17 protein-coding genes and 1 pseudogene are annotated in these 18,079 nt (G+C 68.9%); 10 read left to right on the forward strand and 8 right to left on the reverse strand.

The genetic code is table 11. The features are described from left to right. Positions 1 to 192: 192 nt before the first annotated feature. From ACFWBY_RS23345 to ACFWBY_RS23355, 3 genes are all read right to left on the reverse strand, one after another. Positions 193 to 1,797 carry a TROVE domain-containing protein gene (locus tag ACFWBY_RS23345; protein WP_385333892.1) on the reverse strand — a complete coding sequence of 535 codons (1,605 nt, stop codon included), beginning with the start codon at positions 1,795 to 1,797 and terminating at the stop codon, positions 193 to 195. A 641-nt stretch (positions 1,798 to 2,438) separates the two neighbouring features. Next, on the reverse strand, positions 2,439 to 3,662 hold the full coding sequence (locus tag ACFWBY_RS23350) for an ankyrin repeat domain-containing protein (protein ID WP_385409695.1): 1,224 nt from the start codon (positions 3,660 to 3,662) through the stop codon (positions 2,439 to 2,441). Between the two features lie 750 nt (positions 3,663 to 4,412). After that, positions 4,413 to 4,775: a hypothetical protein gene (locus tag ACFWBY_RS23355; RefSeq protein ID WP_385333896.1), complete on the reverse strand. Its 363-nt coding sequence runs from the start codon at positions 4,773 to 4,775 to the stop codon at positions 4,413 to 4,415. A gap of 619 nt (positions 4,776 to 5,394) precedes the next feature. On the opposite strand from ACFWBY_RS23355, the gene ACFWBY_RS23360 reads away from it, so the two are divergent. Next, entirely contained in the window at positions 5,395 to 5,592 is a 198-nt protein-coding gene (locus ACFWBY_RS23360; protein WP_385333899.1) for a hypothetical protein, read from the forward strand. A gap of 464 nt (positions 5,593 to 6,056) precedes the next feature. On the opposite strand, the gene ACFWBY_RS23365 is transcribed toward ACFWBY_RS23360, so the two are convergent. Both ACFWBY_RS23365 and ACFWBY_RS23370 read right to left on the reverse strand, forming a co-directional pair. Beyond that, positions 6,057 to 6,638: a hypothetical protein gene (locus ACFWBY_RS23365; RefSeq protein ID WP_385333902.1), complete on the reverse strand. Its 582-nt coding sequence runs from the start codon at positions 6,636 to 6,638 to the stop codon at positions 6,057 to 6,059. Positions 6,639 to 6,809: 171 nt separating this feature from the next. After that, positions 6,810 to 7,334 carry an EF-hand domain-containing protein gene (locus ACFWBY_RS23370; protein WP_385333905.1) on the reverse strand — a complete coding sequence of 175 codons (525 nt, stop codon included), beginning with the start codon at positions 7,332 to 7,334 and terminating at the stop codon, positions 6,810 to 6,812. A gap of 210 nt (positions 7,335 to 7,544) precedes the next feature. Between ACFWBY_RS23370 and ACFWBY_RS23375 the strand changes: the two genes are divergently transcribed. The 6 genes and pseudogenes from ACFWBY_RS23375 to ACFWBY_RS23400 all read left to right on the forward strand — a co-directional run bounded on the left by ACFWBY_RS23375 (position 7,545) and on the right by ACFWBY_RS23400 (position 10,901). Further along, on the forward strand, positions 7,545 to 8,168 hold the full coding sequence (locus ACFWBY_RS23375; RefSeq protein WP_385333908.1) for a winged helix-turn-helix domain-containing protein: 624 nt from the start codon (positions 7,545 to 7,547) through the stop codon (positions 8,166 to 8,168). Next, positions 8,051 to 8,368: a transposase gene (locus tag ACFWBY_RS23380; protein ID WP_385334086.1), complete on the forward strand. Its 318-nt coding sequence runs from the start codon at positions 8,051 to 8,053 to the stop codon at positions 8,366 to 8,368. Before ACFWBY_RS23375 ends, ACFWBY_RS23380 begins: the two co-directional genes overlap by 118 nt. Further along, positions 8,365 to 8,448 (forward strand): annotated as a pseudogene (locus ACFWBY_RS23385) (DDE endonuclease); the annotation flags it as partial. The gene ACFWBY_RS23380 and the pseudogene ACFWBY_RS23385, both read left to right, overlap by 4 nt. Before the next feature lie 24 nt (positions 8,449 to 8,472). Next, positions 8,473 to 8,616, forward strand: a complete 144-nt coding sequence (locus ACFWBY_RS23390; RefSeq protein WP_385334109.1) for a hypothetical protein — start codon at positions 8,473 to 8,475, stop codon at positions 8,614 to 8,616. A gap of 260 nt (positions 8,617 to 8,876) precedes the next feature. Then, the gene (locus tag ACFWBY_RS23395) at positions 8,877 to 9,776 is read left to right on the forward strand and encodes a GNAT family N-acetyltransferase (RefSeq protein WP_385333911.1); all 900 of its coding nucleotides are present in this window, start codon (positions 8,877 to 8,879) and stop codon (positions 9,774 to 9,776) included. Between the two features lie 321 nt (positions 9,777 to 10,097). Next, entirely contained in the window at positions 10,098 to 10,901 is an 804-nt protein-coding gene (locus ACFWBY_RS23400; RefSeq protein ID WP_385334089.1) for an IS5 family transposase, read from the forward strand. A 6-nt stretch (positions 10,902 to 10,907) separates the two neighbouring features. On the opposite strand, the gene ACFWBY_RS23405 is transcribed toward ACFWBY_RS23400, so the two are convergent. Together ACFWBY_RS23405 and ACFWBY_RS23410 are read right to left on the reverse strand one after the other, a co-directional pair. Beyond that, the gene (locus ACFWBY_RS23405; RefSeq protein ID WP_385333914.1) at positions 10,908 to 11,627 is read right to left on the reverse strand and encodes a DUF2625 domain-containing protein; all 720 of its coding nucleotides are present in this window, start codon (positions 11,625 to 11,627) and stop codon (positions 10,908 to 10,910) included. A 229-nt stretch (positions 11,628 to 11,856) separates the two neighbouring features. Then, complete coding sequence (locus ACFWBY_RS23410; protein ID WP_385334092.1) at positions 11,857 to 12,210, reverse strand: molybdopterin dinucleotide binding domain-containing protein; 354 nt, start codon at positions 12,208 to 12,210, stop codon at positions 11,857 to 11,859. A gap of 1,059 nt (positions 12,211 to 13,269) precedes the next feature. Here ACFWBY_RS23410 and ACFWBY_RS23415 point away from each other — a divergent pair. Then, positions 13,270 to 15,234, forward strand: a complete 1,965-nt coding sequence (locus ACFWBY_RS23415; RefSeq protein WP_385409694.1) for a HelD family protein — start codon at positions 13,270 to 13,272, stop codon at positions 15,232 to 15,234. A 296-nt stretch (positions 15,235 to 15,530) separates the two neighbouring features. Here ACFWBY_RS23415 and ACFWBY_RS23420 read toward each other — a convergent pair whose 3' ends face one another. Then, entirely contained in the window at positions 15,531 to 15,866 is a 336-nt protein-coding gene (locus ACFWBY_RS23420; RefSeq protein WP_385333917.1) for a DUF4190 domain-containing protein, read from the reverse strand. Positions 15,867 to 16,025: 159 nt separating this feature from the next. On the opposite strand from ACFWBY_RS23420, the gene ACFWBY_RS23425 reads away from it, so the two are divergent. Beyond that, positions 16,026 to 17,255, forward strand: coding sequence for a sensor histidine kinase (locus tag ACFWBY_RS23425; protein WP_385333920.1), 1,230 nt, complete (start codon positions 16,026 to 16,028; stop codon positions 17,253 to 17,255). After that, positions 17,252 to 17,983, forward strand: coding sequence for a response regulator (locus ACFWBY_RS23430; RefSeq protein ID WP_385333923.1), 732 nt, complete (start codon positions 17,252 to 17,254; stop codon positions 17,981 to 17,983). Before ACFWBY_RS23425 ends, ACFWBY_RS23430 begins: the two co-directional genes overlap by 4 nt. Positions 17,984 to 18,079 lie beyond the last annotated feature (96 nt).

An 18,079-nucleotide genomic window follows, 5' to 3' on the forward strand; every position in this document is an offset into this window, starting at 1 on the left:
CAACCTCGTCCGACTCCATGTAGCGCTCGTAGAGCTCGGCGTAGGTCGAGCCCGCTTGGTCGTCATCGAGTGGACGGTCGCCGTCCCCCACCCCAAGGTCCTAGCTCTCCTGCGCATCGTCGCAGGCAGCAGTTCCGTCGGAGCCGGCAGGTCCTGCTATCGAACCGCCGGCAAGTGGGCCGAAGAGAGCTCCTAGTCCTGTGACGTCCATGGCCATCGGGCCTCGCGGCCGGCCTCGACGAGGCCGATCATCCGGAACCCGGCGTCCGTCAGGCCGCCGAAGGTGTGCCGGTTGGGGCCGCCGGGGCCGTGGGCGGGCTGGTACCCCGCCAGGTTCCAGGTGTACACCGGGACGTCCTCCGGGACCGATTCCGCCGGACCGCGGCGCCCTAGGTGCGGGCCCGTCTGCTCGTCGGTGACGATCAGGACCCTCTCGTGGCCCCGGTAGTGGGTGCGTACCGCCTTGGCGGTGTCGGTGCCACCGAGGTTGTTGAACCGTTTGAGTACGTCGAGCACCGGCTCCCCGGACCGGAACGGCACCTGCGCGCTCGACGACCCGAACTCCACCAAGTCCGCCTCCTCGGCGCGCATCGCCAGCGCCGTGCCGAAAACGGCCGCGGCGTCCGCCCGGGTCAGGGTGGACCGCGGCGAGACGGTGTCGTAGAACATGGACCCCGACCGGTCCACCAGGATCAGGGTCCGACCGGTCAGGGCCGGTACGTTGGCCAGCGAGTGGCTCAGCGCCACCTCCAGCCGCGCCGACCAGCGCGCCGAGCGTGCGTGGCGGTGGGCGGCCAGGTAGCGGAAGGGGAACTGCCGGGACCGGGCGACCTCTTCGGCGTCCGAGATCCGTGCGGCGACTCCGGCCGCCGCCTCCTCCGAGATCCCGGCCCCGTCGAAGTTGCGCAGGTTGCGCAGCAGCGCCATCGGTCCCATCGAGGGGATCACGGCTTCCCAGACGGCGGCGTCCATCGGTCCCTGGAGCCAGCCCGCCAGGGCCTCCCAGGTCATGCCCGCCGCGGCCAGCCGCTCGGCGCCGTCCGGCCCGGTGACCACGGCCCGCCGCTCGTCCGCCGGCAACTCCATCAGGATCCGGTGTGCGGTCAGCAGCCTGTCGCCGGGCGGCGGCGGCGCGTCCTGCGGGTGATGCCGGCGGTCCAGGGCGTGCCGGAACAGCTGGCCCTGCCAGGGCTTGGCCGGGTCAGGTGTGGCGTGGACGAGGTTGAGGACGTCGCCGAAGCGGAAGGCCTTGGACGCGGTGTCGTACTTCAGCAGGGAGCGGGAGGAGTAAAGCCGCCGTACGGCGTCGGCGATGCCCCGTTTCACGGGCTGTGGGACGCTCCGCCCGTAGGCCGAGGTCCAGTGGGCGAGCAACTCGCCGGGTTCGTCGGCGCGCTGGAGCACGGAGTCGATGACGGACCGGTTGGACGGCCCCACGCAGGACCCGGCGGCGAGCCGTGCCCTGACGTACGCGGCCGCGCCGATCAGGGAGGCCGTACGCATGTTTCCTTCGCCTCGGAGCCAACGCAGCAGGCCGGCCGTCCATGCGGGGTCCTGGAGGGCGAGTTCACCCACGAGGCGGGTGTACCGCTCGTCGCGTTCCGGGCCGCTCTCGTAAAAGGTCTGCTGGGAGACGAAGTTCCCCACGGCCAGGAGGAAGAGCTCCTCGCGCGGCTCCCGGACGAAGCCGGGGCCGCCTTCGTAAGTGAGCGGGTCCGCCCCGGTGGGGTGATGGTGGGACCACGGATCGGACGCGGTACGGGCCGCCGCGGCGGAGATGTGCGGGGCCACGAGCATCTCGGACCAGATCTTCGACGTGCGCGGGGTGTGGCGAGGCAGGGAATCCCCCCGGATCCAAAGGCAATGGGAAGCCCCGTCCGAGGCGTCCGACGGGGCGGAGGGACGGGCGGGGCAGGCGCCCGCGCCACCCCGAGATCAGAAGTGGCTGCGGCGTCACTTGGTTTCGGAAGGAAGTAGCCGCAGCCGAGCGCATCGGGGGACGCGGTCGCGCCCTCACAGTAGGCAGGCCCGCGCACCGCGCGCCAGCAATTAAATGGCCGGCTCTCCCGTCCGTCCGGCCCGGCAGGCGTGATCAGGCAAGATCCGAAAGAGACGGCCTAGTGGAAGCCGACGACGACGCACCCCTCGTGCCCAACGTCAAAGTGCGTTTGTCCCGGCGAGGGTGTTTGCTCGCGATCTGGATCAATGGCCGCCGCAAGGTAACTGCGGTGCCTGGTGCTTGTGTGCCAGATGTGTTGCTGACTGCGGTTGCCGGTGTGTTCCGGACCCCTCGCTCCTGCCTGATCCCAAGGTGCCCTCGCTGCGGTGCGTTCGCTGGAGCGGGACGCGAGCCTGTGAGTGGCCTACTTGACGAGGCGGAAGTCCGGGTGCTGCAGCCAGGCAGTGAGGGTGCTGGCAGTCACCCAAAAGCAGTGCCGTCACCTGTCAGCTGGGTCGCACTCGTCCCGCAGGGCCGCTAAGGCATCAGCCACGGCCGGAGTGCGTGCTTCGCTGCTGTAGGACTTGATGCCGTCCGCCATGTACTTGCGTACTTCGAATTCGGGGTCACGGAGGAGACCGACGAGGGCCTCGGTGAACTCGCCGCTCCCGTCGTCGCCCACGATCAGTGTCGCGCCGGCCCTGCGTCGCACGCGCGGGTCCTCGTCTGAGGCGAGAACCAGCAGGGCGTCCTTGGCCGCACCCAGGGGAGGGCGCCACGTGCCCCAGTCGAATACGAGGTCGGGGACTTCGACCCGGACGTCCGGGCTCGGGTGACCAGCGTGCCGTAGTCCCACGGCCTCCCGTTCGGGGTGCTTCAGACCGCACAGGGTCGAGAGCACCCAGGCCAGGACGTACGGGTCCTCCTCCTTGCCGTCTGTGGCCCAGGCCACGAGGACGTCCGCCGTCTCCTTCCCGAAGGGGATCCCCTGCCGCAACCAGAAGTTCCGGTAAGCGTGCATCCGGTAGGATTTGAATACGGAGAGGACGAACTGACGGCGGCGCGGGTTCGGATCGTGCCGGTACGCGATCACTGCCAGGAACGTCTCCGTGTCCCGGCGAAGAGCGAGGGCCGCCACGGCCGACTCCCAGTCGACATGATCCCAATCCTCGTGCGCCACGGCCCTGTCGACCAGCTTGTCCACGGGCGTCAGGACTCCGAAAGCAGTCTCCAGTTCCGTGAGGACCGCTCCGTGCCCAGCGCGGATCGTGAGGCCGCCGAGTGTCAGCTGGGCCACCTCGTCGTACTCGCCGTCCTCGACGTTCTCCTCGTGAACAGGACCGAACTCACGCGTCCTGTCCCGGAGTTCCTCCTCCGCGCCCCGCTCGTACCAGTGCCGGGCCAACGCGAGCAACCGCTCCCGTTCGGCTTCGGGGAGGCGCAGCGGATCGTCCCCCAGCAGGGCTTTCACCACCGCCCGAGAGCCGCCATCGACCGCCCGCAGGAGAGGCGTCGTTGCATCCGTTAGTTTGCGGTCCGGGTCCGCGCCGCCCCCGACCAGCGCGCCCGCAACGGCGGCGTCATAGGCGGCGACCGCCAGGCACAGTACGGGGAGACCGTCGCCCGCGACCGTCTCCGGATCCGCTCCCGCCTCCAGCAGCACGGTCACGGCCTCCGCGTCCCTCCGCCGGGCCGCCGCTACGAGCTCCCGCCCGGACTCCATCACACAACCACCCTCTTTTGCCGACGTAAACTGCCGAGAATGCCACCGCGTCATCAACGTCACGGCAGAAGCCGGGAAGACCCGGATCGACGATCAGAGCTTCGGTCGCCTCACAGGGGTCCCGTCGCCGCCAGCACCCGGCAGCGTACGCCGCAGGGAAAGGGCAGAGCGCCTGGTCGACTTCGCGCGCACAGGGCGGCCGGGTCCCACTGTTCTGGGTCGATACCCGGATCGCTCTCAGCGCGGACGGCTGCGGGTGACGCCGGCCGGCCACGGTCGCGGCGAGTGAGCTGTCCGCGCAGGGTGTCGAGGGCTCCGATCCGGATGCGACGCTCCGCGATCGGTACGCCGGCCGAGCCCGCTGTCAGAAGCCCTCGACCCCCTTCTACGGCTGGCCAGCCGCGATCCGTGCGACCTGGTCCTCGCCGATGCCCTTCCCCGTCGACGGTGTCACCGGCTCGGCCGGTTGACCTGGGTCAAGCTGCGGAACGGATCGCGATAGTTGCCACCGCCTGATCGAGCTACTTGTCACCAGCGCGTGATTTTCATGGCTCCGAGGCCTCGCTGCGCCCTGGGACCGACGAAATGCTGCAATCCCTGCGGGCGGTGTGATGGTCGGCTCCGCGCGATTGCCGCGCGGAAGGGGTTAGGCCGTCTCTTCCGGATCTTGCCGAGCCCGCGGTGTCTGGCACCGCACCTGGCCGCATTGTTGGAACGGCCGAGTCGCGAAGCCGAGAGATCGCATGCGGGTCAGCAACTCTCCCAAGACAGCCCGGCCGTGTAGAAGTAGTCACCGGAAGGCGCGAAGATCTCGACGTACCGGGTGGCGCCCTTGGGTCCGACGCCCCCAGAGTTTACGTAGTAGCCGTTGTGGTACAGGTAGCCGGAGAGGCGAGGGCACCGGCCGTCCGCCCTGTCGTCGGTGACTAAGGCTACGAGGACGCGCCTGCCCTCGCAGTACTGGATCGAGGCGTGGCCTTCCGCGCGACTGGCGGTCCAGGGGGCTCCGCACACCCAGTTGGCACCCGAGGGGGCGGCCGACGCGGACCCGGCGAGCAGGGGGGTGGCGAGCAGCGCCGCGCTGCCCAGTACTGCAGCGATCCTTTTTCCCATGAATGAGCCTCTTTCGGTGAGGGATGACGGTGATGGCGAGACGGGGCGTATTACGGGCATTTCCTACGTCGAATCTGACGACTAGTCAAATAACTCGGTCGCGTGTGGGCGGAAATGGCCGAGGGGGTTGTGACTGCGACCGGAGAGGCACCCTTGACAGGCAGGGCATCGCAGGAGCTTGAGACCGACCCTGGGCGTGCCGCCCGCCTCGGCGGCCACGCATCCGGGCTCCGGTCAACGCCGGTCAACCCACCACGCGCCTGCATGCCTGCTTCATGACTCGAGCGCGCTGCTCGGTGAGGAACAGGTGGGCGGCGGTGACGAGAGTGACGCGCTGGCCCGGTGAAGGAGCGACCCTCGAAGTGGTCAAGGCCCAGAGTGGTCTTCAGCTCGCGGTAGTCGTGCTTCGATCCGCCGCCCTGGATGAATCGCCTGTCGGAGTGCTCCGGCACGCTGCGCGCCATTGGACCCCGCAACGCCCGCGGGAATATGCAACTACACATCAACCAGGCCGCGTTGGGTTGGCATCGCGCCCGGAATCGAGCCAGGGGGGCATCGTGCAGTTCCGTGTACGCGTCGATGAGGATGTCGAGCCGGGAGCGACGGGGTCGCTCTACCGGTGGCTGGCCGAGGACCCCGACCTGGTGCGCCCGGCCACTACCTGGTCATCACCAGTCTTGGCCTGCGGCAGGCCATGAAGGCGGGGGACCTGCTGATCCCCTGGGAGGAACTCCCCCGGTACGACTTCGGGTACTCCTTCAAAGCCGTCGGCCAGTGGAACCCGGACGTCTTCGGCCCTACGCACTCTACGCACTGACCGTGTCGGGGCCGCACTCATGGAACTCGGGCCCGGTCCCGTCCTCCGCGCCCGAGGTCCTGGCCGGCCAGCTGAACCGCCTGGCCCGCCTGGCCGAGGGCTGACCGGCCCCCGCCCCCCGTCGGGAGGCCGGGCGCCGGTCCCGGCGGCAACGGCCACTCGACCGACGGCTTGACCAGGCTAGGGGTCGCAACCACCCCGAACCGGGGGCATGGATGGCCCGGCCCGTACCGTTCGCGACCGAGGAGACCCACACACTGGGCGAGCCACCCCGCTGACCGGAGCCGGCAGGCAGCAGCGGCGACAAAAGCAGCGACGTCTCCCAGCAACTCCACCTGGCCGACCGCCACCTCCTCGACGCGGGCCCAGGGTGTCGGGGTGTCGGGGGGTCGGGGTGTCGGGGTGCCGGGGGGTCGGGGTGCCGGGGTGTCCCAGGATGACGGTGTGGGCTTCTCTCCGAGGGGTCAGCCGATGCGGACGGTGATCTCGGGGAGGGGTATGTCGGAAAGGTTCAGCTGGAGCCCGGTCAAGGTCAGGTAGGTCTGCGAGTCGGTCAAGGCGGACGTGGTGGACGGCGCCTGGGTCTTCCCCCACGTGCTCACCAGCAGGTACCAGCCCCCGCGCTTGTAGCTGCGCGAGGCGTCGGGGCGGTCGCCGTTCGGGTTCAGCGTCCAGCCCAGGCGCTCCAGGTCGGCGCAGATCGCGTTCATCTCCGACTGTGCGGCGGTCTTCTCGCGGACAGCCATCCAGCCCGTCCTGTTCGAGTTGGCGTCGGCCGCGACGGTCGGGCGGCCCTGCGCCGGGTCGAGGCCCGCCGCGCTGACCGCGGTCCGGATCACCTCGTCCACGGCGTCCCGTGTGAGGGGCGGTGACGTGGACTCCGGTGTGGGCGCCGCCGTGGACGGGGCCGGCGTGGGCGCGGGCGCGCCCAGGTGGATTCGCCCGTCGTCTTCTATCTGGATGTGGTCCGGCAGGACCACAGCGGCCAGACTCACGATCAAGGTCGCGGCCAGCCCGATCCACACCCTCTTCAACAGCGCGTTCAACGCGAAACTCCCCCCGAGTGATCATTCAGAGGGAGTCTCACACATACTGCTCGGCGCCCGGCAGCCCTTCAGGAGCCTTGCGCGGGGCGTTGACGCCCCCTGACGTCGGTACAAGTCGCGTGCGGGCTCTCTGGCGGCCACGGGGGCCATGTGGAACGCTTCGCCTGGTCCTCAACGCCATCGCGCTCCGGACCACCAAGTGCATCGACGCCGCCGTCGAAGAGCTCCCGCTGCCTGGCCTGAGGTCTTCACGCCGCACGCCCACACCGGCAGTGGTGTGGGCGTGCGGCGTACGGGGCCGCATCTGGAACAGCCGGCGACCCTGCCGAACAGGTGGTTGGCAGGAGCGTCCGGGTCAGTACCGTAGAAGAACTCCGAGACCGCCTGGTGGAACTCGGCGCGGTCCAGCGCACCGGAGCCGTCCTGGTCCAAAGCCGCGAAGACCGCGGCGCAGTCCTCGCCGGGAACGCCGGCGACCGAGTCGAACATCTGCTGGAACTCCGCCTGGTCGATCTTGCCGTCTCCGTTGAGATCGACCAGGTCGAAGAAGCAGTTGGTCACCGGCTCGATCTGTTCCGGGTACAGGGCGGGGTCGGTCAGGACCCGCCTGAACCCTTCGGTCATGTCCATCAGATCGACCTTCCCGTCACCGTCCTGATCTATCGGGGCGATCACGTTCGTCCAGAACCCGTCCATCCCCTCGGTGAGCAGGCGAGCGGTCGTGGAGTCCGGTGCCGCGGGCGGCGATGTGACGCTCGCTCATCATTCGGACGTCCCGCTGGGTGATGAACCCGTCGCCGTCGACGTCGGCGCCCCTGAACCACTGGCCGTACTTGAGGTCTTACTGAGGTTTTCGGGTTGTCGTCGGGTGGTGACGGGTCATGATCCCTGCGGTATGCCGGTGGTATGCGTTATCCGGAGGGTGGGGGCCTGACTGCTGAGCGTCGGGCGTTTCGTGAGGGGATCCGGCTCGATGCCGGTGTGCGGTTCGTGGTGGGTGAGAAGACCGTGGTGATCGCGAAGGATCTGCGGGTGAGTGTCCGATCGGTGGAACGCTGGCGCCGTGCCTGGCGCGAGGGCGGTATGGAGGCCCTTCGCTCGAGTGGGCCGGCGAACTGCCCGACCGTGACCGACGCCCAGTTCGCCGTTCTCGAGGACGAGCTCGGCAAGGGCCCGTCAGCACACGGTTTCAAGGATGAGCGGTGGACCCTGGTCCGCGTCCAGGCGGTGATCCGCCGCCGTTTGTGTTTGACGCTGTCGGTGGCGACGGTCTGGCGGCTGCTGAAACGGCACGGCTGGTCCTGGCAGGCGCCCGCCCGCAGAGCACTCGAACGCGACGAGGACTCCGTCGAGCTGTGGAAGAAGGAGGTGTGGCCGCGGGTAAAAGCGTCGCGGCGGCCCACGGGGGCTGGATCGTCTTCGAGGACGAGGCCGGATTCTCCATGGCGCCGCCCCGCGCCCGCACCTGGGGCCGGCGCGGACACACCCCCGTCATCCGCGTCCGCGGCCGCTCCCGCCGCAGGACCTTGATCGCCGCACTGTGCTGCTACAAACCCGGCGAACCGGCCCGTCTCATCTACCGACCCCGCGCCCACATCCTCCTCAAGGGCGCACGCAAAAGCTTCTCTTGGAAGGACTACCGCGACCTCCTGGTGCGGGCGCACATCCAGCTCGGAGGACCGATCGTGGTGGTCTGGAACACCTCAACACCCACCTCGCAGCCGGGCTGAAACGCTATGAGGCCGAGCATGACTGGCTCACCACCGTCCGCCTCCCGCCCTACGCCCCTGACCTGAACCCCGTCGAGACCTTCTGGTCACTGGTACGCCGAGCGATGGCCAACACCGCCTTCGACACACCCGACGACCTCGACCGCGTACTGCGACGCGAGTTACGCAAGATTCAGCTTCGGCCTCGCCTGATCGACGGCTGCCTCACCTCCACCGGCCTGGCCATCAACCCGCTGACCCCACCCTGAGAACCGCAGTAGTAAGGCCCCGTGGGCCATTGAGAGCGCCCTGCCTCCTCCCGCGAAACCCTTCCTTCCAAGGGCAGCAGAAATCCGTGGACGGACCCGCGGAAGATCACGTACCGTGTGGCTCCACGCCCTGAGATGAACGGAAGGAGGCGAGTGCCGTGTGGTTCACACCTTTCCAGCGCTCCCTCTTCCAGCATCCCGGCGTGGTTTCTCAGTTCTGACCGGGGGCGCTCCAAGCAGCCTGTATCCCGGAGGAATCCATGACCGATCTGGTCATCCGTGCGCTTTCCGCGAGCGACGCACATCTCTTTGACGCACTTCCCGACCCCCTGGGCGCCCGTGAGGGTCATCGGCGTACTCGGTTCCGCCCCCACTGGAAGCGCGTCGCCCTGCGCGATGGCGAAGTCGTTGCACGCGGCGCGTGGTGGGGCGGCCCCGACGACTCGGAGCCCGTCAACATCAACTGGTTCGACGTGGCCGAGGGGGAGGAGGAGGCCGGAGCCGAACTCCTGCGCTCCGCTCCCTGGCAGGTCGAACTCGAGATCAACGTGCCCAGCGGCTGGCGGGACGACCCCGAACTGCGGGCCGGCGCCGAGACGCGCTTCGCCGCCGCACGAGCCGCTGGGTACGAACTCCTGGTGGAACGCTTCCTGTACCGCTGGACCCCGGAGCAAGGTCTGCCCGAGCGGCCCGGACGCCTGCGCTTCAGCGCCGAACCCGACGACGCCGTGTTCTTCGACGCGTTTCGCCGCATCCATTCCGTCACCCTGGACGCCCACGCGCTCAGGGCCATCGAGGAGGGCGGTCTCGACCAGGCCGCCCAGGAGGAACTCGACTTCCTCCACTGGTGCCCCTCCCCACGGGAGTGGTGGCAGATCGCGCACACGCCCGAGGGCGACCTGGCCGGCATCCACATACCGGCTTACAACCCCTCCGGCCCGACCATCGGCTTCATCGGAGTCCTGCCGGAGCAGCGCGGTCACGGCTACGCCTACGACCTCCTCGCGGAGTGCACCCACCTCCTCGTCGAGCAGGGCGCGGAGGTCGTCACCGGATCGACCGACCAGGGCAACTTCCCCATGGCCGCGAACTTCACCAAGGCCGGCTTCCCCGTCATCAAGGAACGCATCAACTTCCACTCAGCGGGCCAGGAGGCCTAGCGAGGAGTAGCACCCGGTGCGAGCGGTCCGGTCCGAGGGCAGGTCCGGACCGCTTGCCAGTGCCCGGTGGCAGGCTGGCTGGCAGGGGATCGACAGCGGGCTCGATTACCGCGGTCTTCTCACCCGCCGTGAACCTCTTGACGGACTGAAGCCGGATCCCCTCACGAAATGCCCGAATCTCAGAGGTCAGCCCCCAACCCTCCGGATATCTCACCCCACCGTCATACCGAAGGGACCATGAACCGTCACTGACCGACGCCGAACAGAAAACCTCAGTAAGAGGTCGTCTCAACTGGGTTGATCACTAGGCTGGCTGTAGTGATGACGTGGGTGGAGCGCCTGGTTCCGGACGGGTTGTGGGAGTTCTTTCAGCGGGTGGTCCCGGCTGCTCCGGTGCGTCCCCAGGACGGTGGCCGACGGCGGCATGGTGATCGCGAGGTGCTGGCGGCGATCATGTTCGTGGCCACGACGGGCTGTACCTGGCGGCAGCTGCCGCCGGTCTTCGGTCCGTCTGGAGCGACTGCGCACCGTCGGTTCACCGAGTGGAGTCGAGCCGGGGTTTGGGGCAAGCTCCACCGCGTGGTCCTGGACGAACTCGGCGCACGCGGGGATACTGGACTGGTCGCGGTGCGCGGTCGATTCGGTGAACATGCGGGCCCTCAAAGGGGGGATCTGACAGGTCCGAATCCCGTAGATCGCGGCAAGAAGGGCTCAAAAATCCACTTGATCACCGACCGGTCCGGTCTGCCCCTCTCCATCGGGATCTCCGGCGCGAACACCCACGACAGCCAGGGCCTCGAACCCCTTGTCCGCGGCATCCCGCCCATCCGCTCCCGCCGCGGACCGCGTCGACGACGGCCCGCCAAACTCCATGGCGACAAGGGGTACGACTACGACCACCTGCGAAGGTGGCTGCGCTCCCGCAACATCACCCCGCGCATCGCCCGAAAAGGCATCGAATCCTCTCAGTGCCTGGGCCGCCACCGTTGGACAGTGGAACGAACGGTGGCCTGGCTCGCTGGATGCCGCCGTCTACACCGCCGCTACGAGCCCAAGGCCGAACACTTCCTGGCGTTCGCCGGCATCGCCGCCACCCTCATCTGCTACCGGCATCTGGACGGGTGAGCCCGTTCATACGACTCCGAGAAACCCCGGGTCAGCGCCGTCGAGCTGAAGGCATGAGTCGCGGCTCACGCCAAGGAGCTCCGCCATGGGCACCGCGCGACGGCTGGTCGCCGACAGATCCTGGCGCGCCTCGGCCGACCACAACGGCGGGAAGAACGACAGTCCCTGCCGGCCTTCCAGCACGGAGACCTCACTGCGCCAGCCGTCCCACCGCAGGCCTTCATAGAACTCCTGGAGACCTCCGGAGAAGATCCAGGACAACCACGCCGAGTGGCCGGCGCCCAAGGCCTCCCAGCCGAGCGCATCAGGGGCGAAGTAGAGGATCTCGCCTGGATCGCCGGGCCGACCGGCCTCACGGGGGTTACCCCCGTTGAGCACGAAGACCCCGCCCAGCACGTCGTGCGCAACCACGAGACCAGCGCCAGGCCGCCATGGGGGATCGAATGCCGAGGGCATGGCGTTGACCTCGGCCAGGCCAGGCAGCCCGGCGTCGCTTGGGCTTCCGAAGATCCGCAGCCATCCACCGTCCACGAGCAGACCGCCGCAGTTCAGTACGATGCCGCCCAAATTCGACCCGGCGGAGACCTGTAGTTGCAGCAGGGAGGCTCGGCCTGCCGCGGTATCGCCGGGCAGGACCTCAACTGGTACGTCGGTGCCGGACAGCTCCTGGAGAAGGAGCGGCCATGCAGGGTCGTCGACGTTGATCAGTTCATTGTGATCGCGCATCTCCGCATCGTCGCACCAACACCGAGGGACGCAGTCCGCCGGGTCACCCGCACGCCGATCTACCAATCGAGACGACCTCTAAAGTGCAGTCATGACTGCGCACAGTATTCATGTCATTACGCAAGCGCAAACGACAAGTGGAGAGCCTCTCGGCGGCAGCGCCAGCCTGTTACGGCGCCTGACGATGGCGTACACGGAATCTTGCCCGACGAGGCAGGAAGCCTTCGTGTCATTGTTCGATGTTTGGTGGTGTAAAGGCGAGCACATCAGGAAGGGAATCGCCGTACAACTCGATGTCGACCAGCGCACTGAGAGCACTCGGTTTTTGAGACAGGCGCGAGCACGGCCGATCCGCCGTGAGAACGTTCGGATTGCCGTGGCGGTCCAATGTTCCGCTCAGGCCCGGCCGGACCGGATCCCACCACGCTCCCGTGGACAGTTGCACGACGCCTGGCATGACGTCGTCCGACAGGACTGCGCCCGCGAGACAGCTACCTCGGTGGATGCGCAGGGCGAGGCGGTCGCGGTGCAGGACGTCGAGTACGTCGAGGATGTACCCGGTACCGCGCACCGGGCGGAACATCACGGAGATGTGCACAGTGTCGCCCGGCCGCGCGTACGCGCGCAGCTCGCCGAACTTCGGCCGCTCCAGCGGGTGAAGGCGGCTGGAGGTCCCGACCTGCTCCTCGAAGCCACAACCGGGGTCTCGATCCAGGCCTCGTCCAGCACCAGGTTCTGGCAGTCCGTCGACTGCTGGTCGGTCGACACCCGTTCGTCGACCAGGGTGGCCATGCCGCTCCCTGTTGTGGTGGCCGCATTCGACCCTAGCGGTCAGCAAACCCTGTCATCAGCCTCATCAGCCGCCATCAGCCGTCATCGGATCTGATGGGAGCGGCGCCGCCGCCGGGCCCCGGACAGCCCGGGTTGATTGGACGCCCGCCGCGCCTTTCATTCGTTCCTTTGACGACATCGAAGACGCGGTGGCCGAAGACCGGCGGATCCATGTTGGGCGGCGCCGGGTCGGGTGGTCCGGGTATGGATGGGCCTGCCGCCGGGTGTCGCGGCGGCGAGCGGGGTGAGAGTTCACCGATCCGTTCTCTGGGTCGGCCGCGACCGACGGCGGTGTGGCGCTTCGGTCTTGAGATGGGGCCGTCGGCACGGGTCGGGCAGTGGTGGACCGGTCGGGGGCTTGACCCCATCCCGTGCTCGTCTCCTCGGGCGGGTCGCCGGACGAAGCGACCAGATGCCCCCTGGCAGTGAGCTCGATGGCGCTGGTCGGCTCGCCCGCCCTTCCCCCCTTTCCCCGAGTGCGGCAAACATCGCCGGCATCCAAGGGCGGGATCGCCATAAGGCAGGCGGGCGTCGGGAGCGCAATTAGCGATATGCGGAACGGCGGAATGCGTCGCACGCCATACGGGCAGCCGTCATGGATTCCGCCACAGGGTCATGGCTTACCAAGTAAGTCAAGACTTACCTTCAGGGAACTTTGACCGTATGGTGTGGCTCGAATCGAAGGAGCCCCCTGTTGTCGAAAATGAGTAATCCCGCTGTGCGTGCAGTTGAATCGGAGCGGGATTATGTGTCTTCCTTATATGAGTTGCTCACCGAGCGGCTTGCCGAGGCGCGAGTGCACCGAGCGAATGTGCTGAAGGCCCCGGCGGAAAGCGCCGGTGAGGCATACGAGAGAGAAATCGCCGCCGAGCGTCTGGCCAAGGATATCGGCCGGCTGGAGGGCGCCGAAAAGGGGCTGGTCTTCGGGCGCATCGACTGGACGGACGGCACGGCCCTGCGCATCGGGCGGATCGGACTGCATACGGAGGAGGATGACCTGCCTCTGCTCGTGGACTGGCGCGCGAACGCGGCGCGGCCCTTCTACGAGGCGACACCGGTCCACTCGATGGACCTGCGGCGGCGTCGGCACCTGCGCCTCGAGGGGCGCTCGGTCATCTCGGTGAGCGACGAACTGCTGGACGGGACCGCCCCGACCGACGAGGACGTCGTGGGGGACGGCCCGTTGACCGAGGCTCTGTCGGCACGGCGTACGGGCAGGATGCACGCGGCCGTCGCGACGCTGCAGGCCGAGCAGGACGAGATCGTCCGCTCCGCCCACCGCGGGGTGACCGTGGTGCAGGGCGGGCCCGGCACCGGCAAGACGGTGGTCGCCCTGCACCGGGCGGCCTATGTCCTGTACGCGTTCCCGCGCGCCGCGGAGGAGGGTGTCCTGGTGGTGGGCCCGAACGCCCGGTTCCTCGAATACATCTCCCAGGTCCTTCCCTCGCTCGGAGAGAACGACGTCGTTCTGGCGACCTGCCGGGAACTGGCCGGAGTGTCCACGGACACGGTGGACCCGTTCGATACGGCGCGTCTCAAGGGCAGCTCCGACCTCGCCGACGCCTTGGCCGGCCTGCTGCGCGTCCACCAAGCCCCCGCCGGTGACTTCACCGTGCGGGTCGGACAGGAACTGGTTCACCTGTCCGGCGAGGAGGTCGCCACGGCACGCGACGCCGCCGTGGCGGCCGCACCGGGGCACAACCCCGCGCGCCAGGTGTTCAGGGAGCTCTTGGTCGACGCCGTCACCGACGCGATGCAACGAGACATGGGCGACCTCCTGGAGCAGATCGACGCCGATGCCGCCAGGATGACGGGCATGGACCTCGACCGGTTCACGGGAGCCGCCCAGCACCGTGCCGAAGGTGCGGCCGACTCGGGTCCGGTCCACGAGCTGGACCTGGACGCCATCCGAGCCGATCTCCTCGACGACGCCGGCGTCGACCGAGCGGTCGAGGTGCTGTGGCCGCGGCTGGTACCCGGGGACCTCGTGAAGGCGCTCCTGACGAACGCCGGCGCTCTCGCCGAGCGCCTGCCCCGCCTGACCGCGCAGGAGCGGTCCCTTCTGCTGCGCGGTCCGGACGACCCGTGGACCGATGCCGATGTGCCGTTGCTGGACGAGGCGTCGAGCCTGGTCGACGGCCCCCCCGAGCGGACGTACGGGCACGTCGTCGTCGACGAGGCGCAGGAACTGACCGCCATGCAGTGGCGGATGATCGTCCGCCGCTGCCCGGCAAGGGCGATGACGCTGGTGGGTGACTTCGCCCAGGCAGGCCCGGTCGCGACGGCACGCGACTGGAAGGAGGCACTGAGCCCCCACGTCGGACCGCGGTTCAAACTGCACAACCTGACCGTCAGCTACCGCACCACGCAGGAGATCCTGGAGAGCGTCCGGGACCTGCTCACGCGGATCGCTCCGGACCAGAAGCCCACACGGTCACTGCGAAGCGGTGAGAGCCCTCGCACCGTGACCGCGCCTCCGGACGGTTTGGTCACCGCCGTCGTTCAGGAACTCCGTGCCCAGAGCACCGCGCACCCGGGCGAGCTTCTAGGAGTGATCTGCGCGGACACCAAGGTGAGCGAGCTGACGGCCCGAGGCATCGCTCACCAGGCACGCATCGTGCCGGCGTCCGAAGCACGCGGACTGGAATTCGACGGGGTCGTCGTCATGGACCCCGAGGAAATCATCGCGGCCCGCCCCGGTGGGGAGAGGGACTTGTACGTAGCCCTGACCCGGGCCACCAAGCGCCTCTGCACCATCACCGTCCAGTCCGCCTGACGACTCGGCGCCCGCGTCGTCGCCGCGGGCGCACCCGGCGCGGTACGGAATCCGGCCTGCGCGCACGGGGTTGCTCGCCGCCTCACCGCTCGTGGCCACCCGGCATCACGCGGCCTGGTCCAAGCCGACGTAGGTGCCGTAGGAGAACGCGAGGTAGGAGATCTTCTTCTCCCCGAGCACGGCACGGATGACGTCCATGTCGCGGGCGGTGTTGCGGGTGGTGAGGTGGCGCAGCCTGTCACCTCTTCCCCAGGGAAGTCCGCTCCCGCGCCGCCAGGCGGATCGCCGGTCTCCGGTCAGTTCCCGGTGAGCTGCTGATGGACGCACTGTTTGTACTGCTGGAAACTGTCGGGCTGGTAGCACTCCTGCGTCTTGTTGGCGTACCAGACGAAGAAGACGGCGACCAGGACGGACACCGCGATCGCCATGGCCGACGTCACCACGCCGGTGAGGGCCTTGCCCCGGCCGAAACCGGTCCGCTTGGCCGTCGTCAGGGCGACGATGCCCAGGATCAGGCCGATGCCGCCGAACAGGCCGCCGATGAAGAAGATCGACGTGCTCAAGCCGATGACGCCAAGCACCATGGCGACCCCGGCCAGGCCGTTGCCCGATGCCGTGTGATGCGGCGGCATCTCTATTCCTTGCGTGTTCATCAAACGTCCTCCGGTCAGCTGTTCAGGGCACGATCCTGGCTTCCGGCGTCGCGGATGCGCATCGCGGGAAGGCGGGAGAAATTGCTCCCTCGATCGGGGGAAGCCCTCGGTGAGCCGCCCGGTCATACTGGGGCGACGATGATCATGGGACTCCGGCCGCTGCTGCGCGGCTCCACCTATTCGGGCATGCTGTTCGCCTACTGCGGCGCGTTGGCGAGCCTTCCGCTGCTGCCTTTCGCCCTGCTGCCGACACTGGCGTGGCCATCCGCTCCCTATGGAGTGCAGGCCGTCCTGGTCCTCCTGGTCTGGGCAGCACTGATCGGCTTGGTCGGCGTTGCCCGCACCACGCGGCGGGCACTGATCGCGTTCGCCCGCCAACTTTTGAGGGTGCCGTTGCCGGACCCTGCCGTCGTGCCATCCGGCGCCGACCGTTGGCGGACTCCACTGTGGCTGCTGCTGCACGTAGCGCTGGGATGGACGGGGGCGCTGACGAGCGGCGTGCTGATCCTCATGGGAATCGCCCTCCCCGGGGACTGGCTCGGTGCCGAAGCCGGGCTGAGTCTGTCCGGCCGGTCGCTGCGGTCCGACGGCGGATGGCAGAGCTGGGTGGTGGCGCTCGGCTGCCTGCTGCTCGCGGCGGTCGTGTGCGTGGTGGTGACGAGCGTGCTGCGGTGGCTGGCGCCGAGGCTCCTGGGTCCTTCGTCGGCCGAGCAGCTCGCGCTGATGGCCGAGCGAGAGCAGCGCCTTGCCGAACGCAACAGGCTGGCCCACGAGCTGCACGACTCGATCGGGCACACGCTGACCGCGACCACGATCCAGGCGGCGGTCGCGGGCGAGGTGCTGTCCGCCGACCCGGGGGCGGCGCGGGCCGCGCTGCGCAGCATCGAGGAGTCGGCCAGGGCCGCGCTGGAGGACCTGGATTACGTACTGGGCGTACTGCGCGAGGAGAAGGCGGAGACGGCACCGACCCGGACCCTGGACGACCTGCCCGAGCTTCTCGACCGGTTGCGGCACGCGGGCGCGGTCCTTGACGTGGAGCTGTCTGGCGAGTTGGCGCAGGTGCAGGGGACTCTCTCCCGGGCCGCGTACCGGATTCTGCAGGAAGGGCTGACGAACGCGTTGCGGCACGGGACGGGCGTTCCGATCGGGGTCCGGGTCGCGGTCGCGTCGGACTGCCTTGAGCTCGGTGTGGTCAATGGGGCGGGCGCGGGCATGCGTACGGGCGTGGGTGTCTTCCCGACGTCCGGGCACGGCCTGCCCGGCCTTGCCGAGCGGGTGCGGCTGCTGCACGGTGAGATCGAGGTCGGCCCGGACGGGCCGCGGCACTGGCGGCTGGCGGTCCGGCTGCCGGTACGGGGTTCGGCATGACCGGCTCCGACGCGAGCTCAGCCGCCGTGACGGGCACGGGCTCCCGCCCCGCCGCAACCAGCCCTGCATGTACCCCCGTCACCCTCTTGATCGCGGACGACGACGAGGTGACCCGCAGCGGTCTGCACACCTTGCTCGCGGCGCAGCCGGGGATCTCGGTGGTCGGGGAGGCCGCCGACGGCGTCGAGGCCGTCGAGCAGGTGCGGCGGCTGCGGCCGGACGTGGTCCTGATGGATGTGCGGATGCCGCGGTGCAACGGGATCGAGGCCACCCGGCAACTCCTTGCCGGGCCGGCCGAACCTCCGAAGGTCGTGGTGATCACCACCTTCGAGAACGACGGTTACGTCACTGCGGCGCTCAGCGCGGGGGCCAGCGGGTTCGTGCTCAAGCGGCTTCCGGTCCGGCAGATCGCCGAGGCGGTACGCGTGGTGGCGGCGGGCGAGGCGATCCTCTTCCCGGCGGCCCTGCGCCGGATGGTCGCCGCCCGCCCGCTGGGCTCCGCCGAGGCGTTGCCGAAGGCGGCGCTGACGGAGCGGGAGGAGGAGGTGCTGCGGCTGATGGCTACCGGCCGGTCCAATCCGGAGATCGCGCAGTCGCTCAGGGTGAGCCTGGAGACGGTGAAGACGCACGTCGGGAACGTGCTGACCAAGCTCGGTGCGCGGAACCGGACCCACGCGGTGGTGATCGCGTACGAATCAGGTCTGGTGGTACCGGGGTTCACCGGCTGACGCGCACCACGGCACGCGATCGCCGCCGACTCGGGTACCGCCCGGTCCGAGCAGCGTCTCCAGAATGGTGGAGCCGCAGGCTCCGCGCGGATCGGC

It is taken from the genome of Streptomyces sp. NPDC060049 (genome assembly GCF_042736715.1).
Classification (GTDB): domain Bacteria; phylum Actinomycetota; class Actinomycetes; order Streptomycetales; family Streptomycetaceae; genus Streptomyces.

What these genes read in the sequence shown, in the direction of transcription:
- ACFWBY_RS23345 (WP_385333892.1), bottom strand. Translation starts at nt 1,797, where the DNA reads ATGCTCGTGGCCCCGCACATCTCCGCCGCGGCGGCCCGTACCGCGTCC.
- ACFWBY_RS23350 (WP_385409695.1), bottom strand. Translation starts at nt 3,662, where the DNA reads ATGGAGTCCGGGCGGGAGCTCGTAGCGGCGGCCCGGCGGAGGGACGCG.
- ACFWBY_RS23355 (WP_385333896.1), bottom strand. Translation starts at nt 4,775, where the DNA reads ATGGGAAAAAGGATCGCTGCAGTACTGGGCAGCGCGGCGCTGCTCGCC.
- ACFWBY_RS23370 (WP_385333905.1), bottom strand. Translation starts at nt 7,334, where the DNA reads ATGGACGGGTTCTGGACGAACGTGATCGCCCCGATAGATCAGGACGGT.
- ACFWBY_RS23375 (WP_385333908.1), top strand. Translation starts at nt 7,545, where the DNA reads ATGCGTTATCCGGAGGGTGGGGGCCTGACTGCTGAGCGTCGGGCGTTT.
- ACFWBY_RS23390 (WP_385334109.1), top strand. Translation starts at nt 8,473, where the DNA reads ATGGCCAACACCGCCTTCGACACACCCGACGACCTCGACCGCGTACTG.
- ACFWBY_RS23395 (WP_385333911.1), top strand. Translation starts at nt 8,877, where the DNA reads ATGACCGATCTGGTCATCCGTGCGCTTTCCGCGAGCGACGCACATCTC.
- ACFWBY_RS23400 (WP_385334089.1), top strand. Translation starts at nt 10,098, where the DNA reads ATGACGTGGGTGGAGCGCCTGGTTCCGGACGGGTTGTGGGAGTTCTTT.
- ACFWBY_RS23405 (WP_385333914.1), bottom strand. Translation starts at nt 11,627, where the DNA reads ATGCGCGATCACAATGAACTGATCAACGTCGACGACCCTGCATGGCCG.
- ACFWBY_RS23410 (WP_385334092.1), bottom strand. Translation starts at nt 12,210, where the DNA reads ATGTTCCGCCCGGTGCGCGGTACCGGGTACATCCTCGACGTACTCGAC.
- ACFWBY_RS23420 (WP_385333917.1), bottom strand. Translation starts at nt 15,866, where the DNA reads ATGCCGCCGCATCACACGGCATCGGGCAACGGCCTGGCCGGGGTCGCC.
- ACFWBY_RS23425 (WP_385333920.1), top strand. Translation starts at nt 16,026, where the DNA reads ATGATCATGGGACTCCGGCCGCTGCTGCGCGGCTCCACCTATTCGGGC.
- ACFWBY_RS23430 (WP_385333923.1), top strand. Translation starts at nt 17,252, where the DNA reads ATGACCGGCTCCGACGCGAGCTCAGCCGCCGTGACGGGCACGGGCTCC.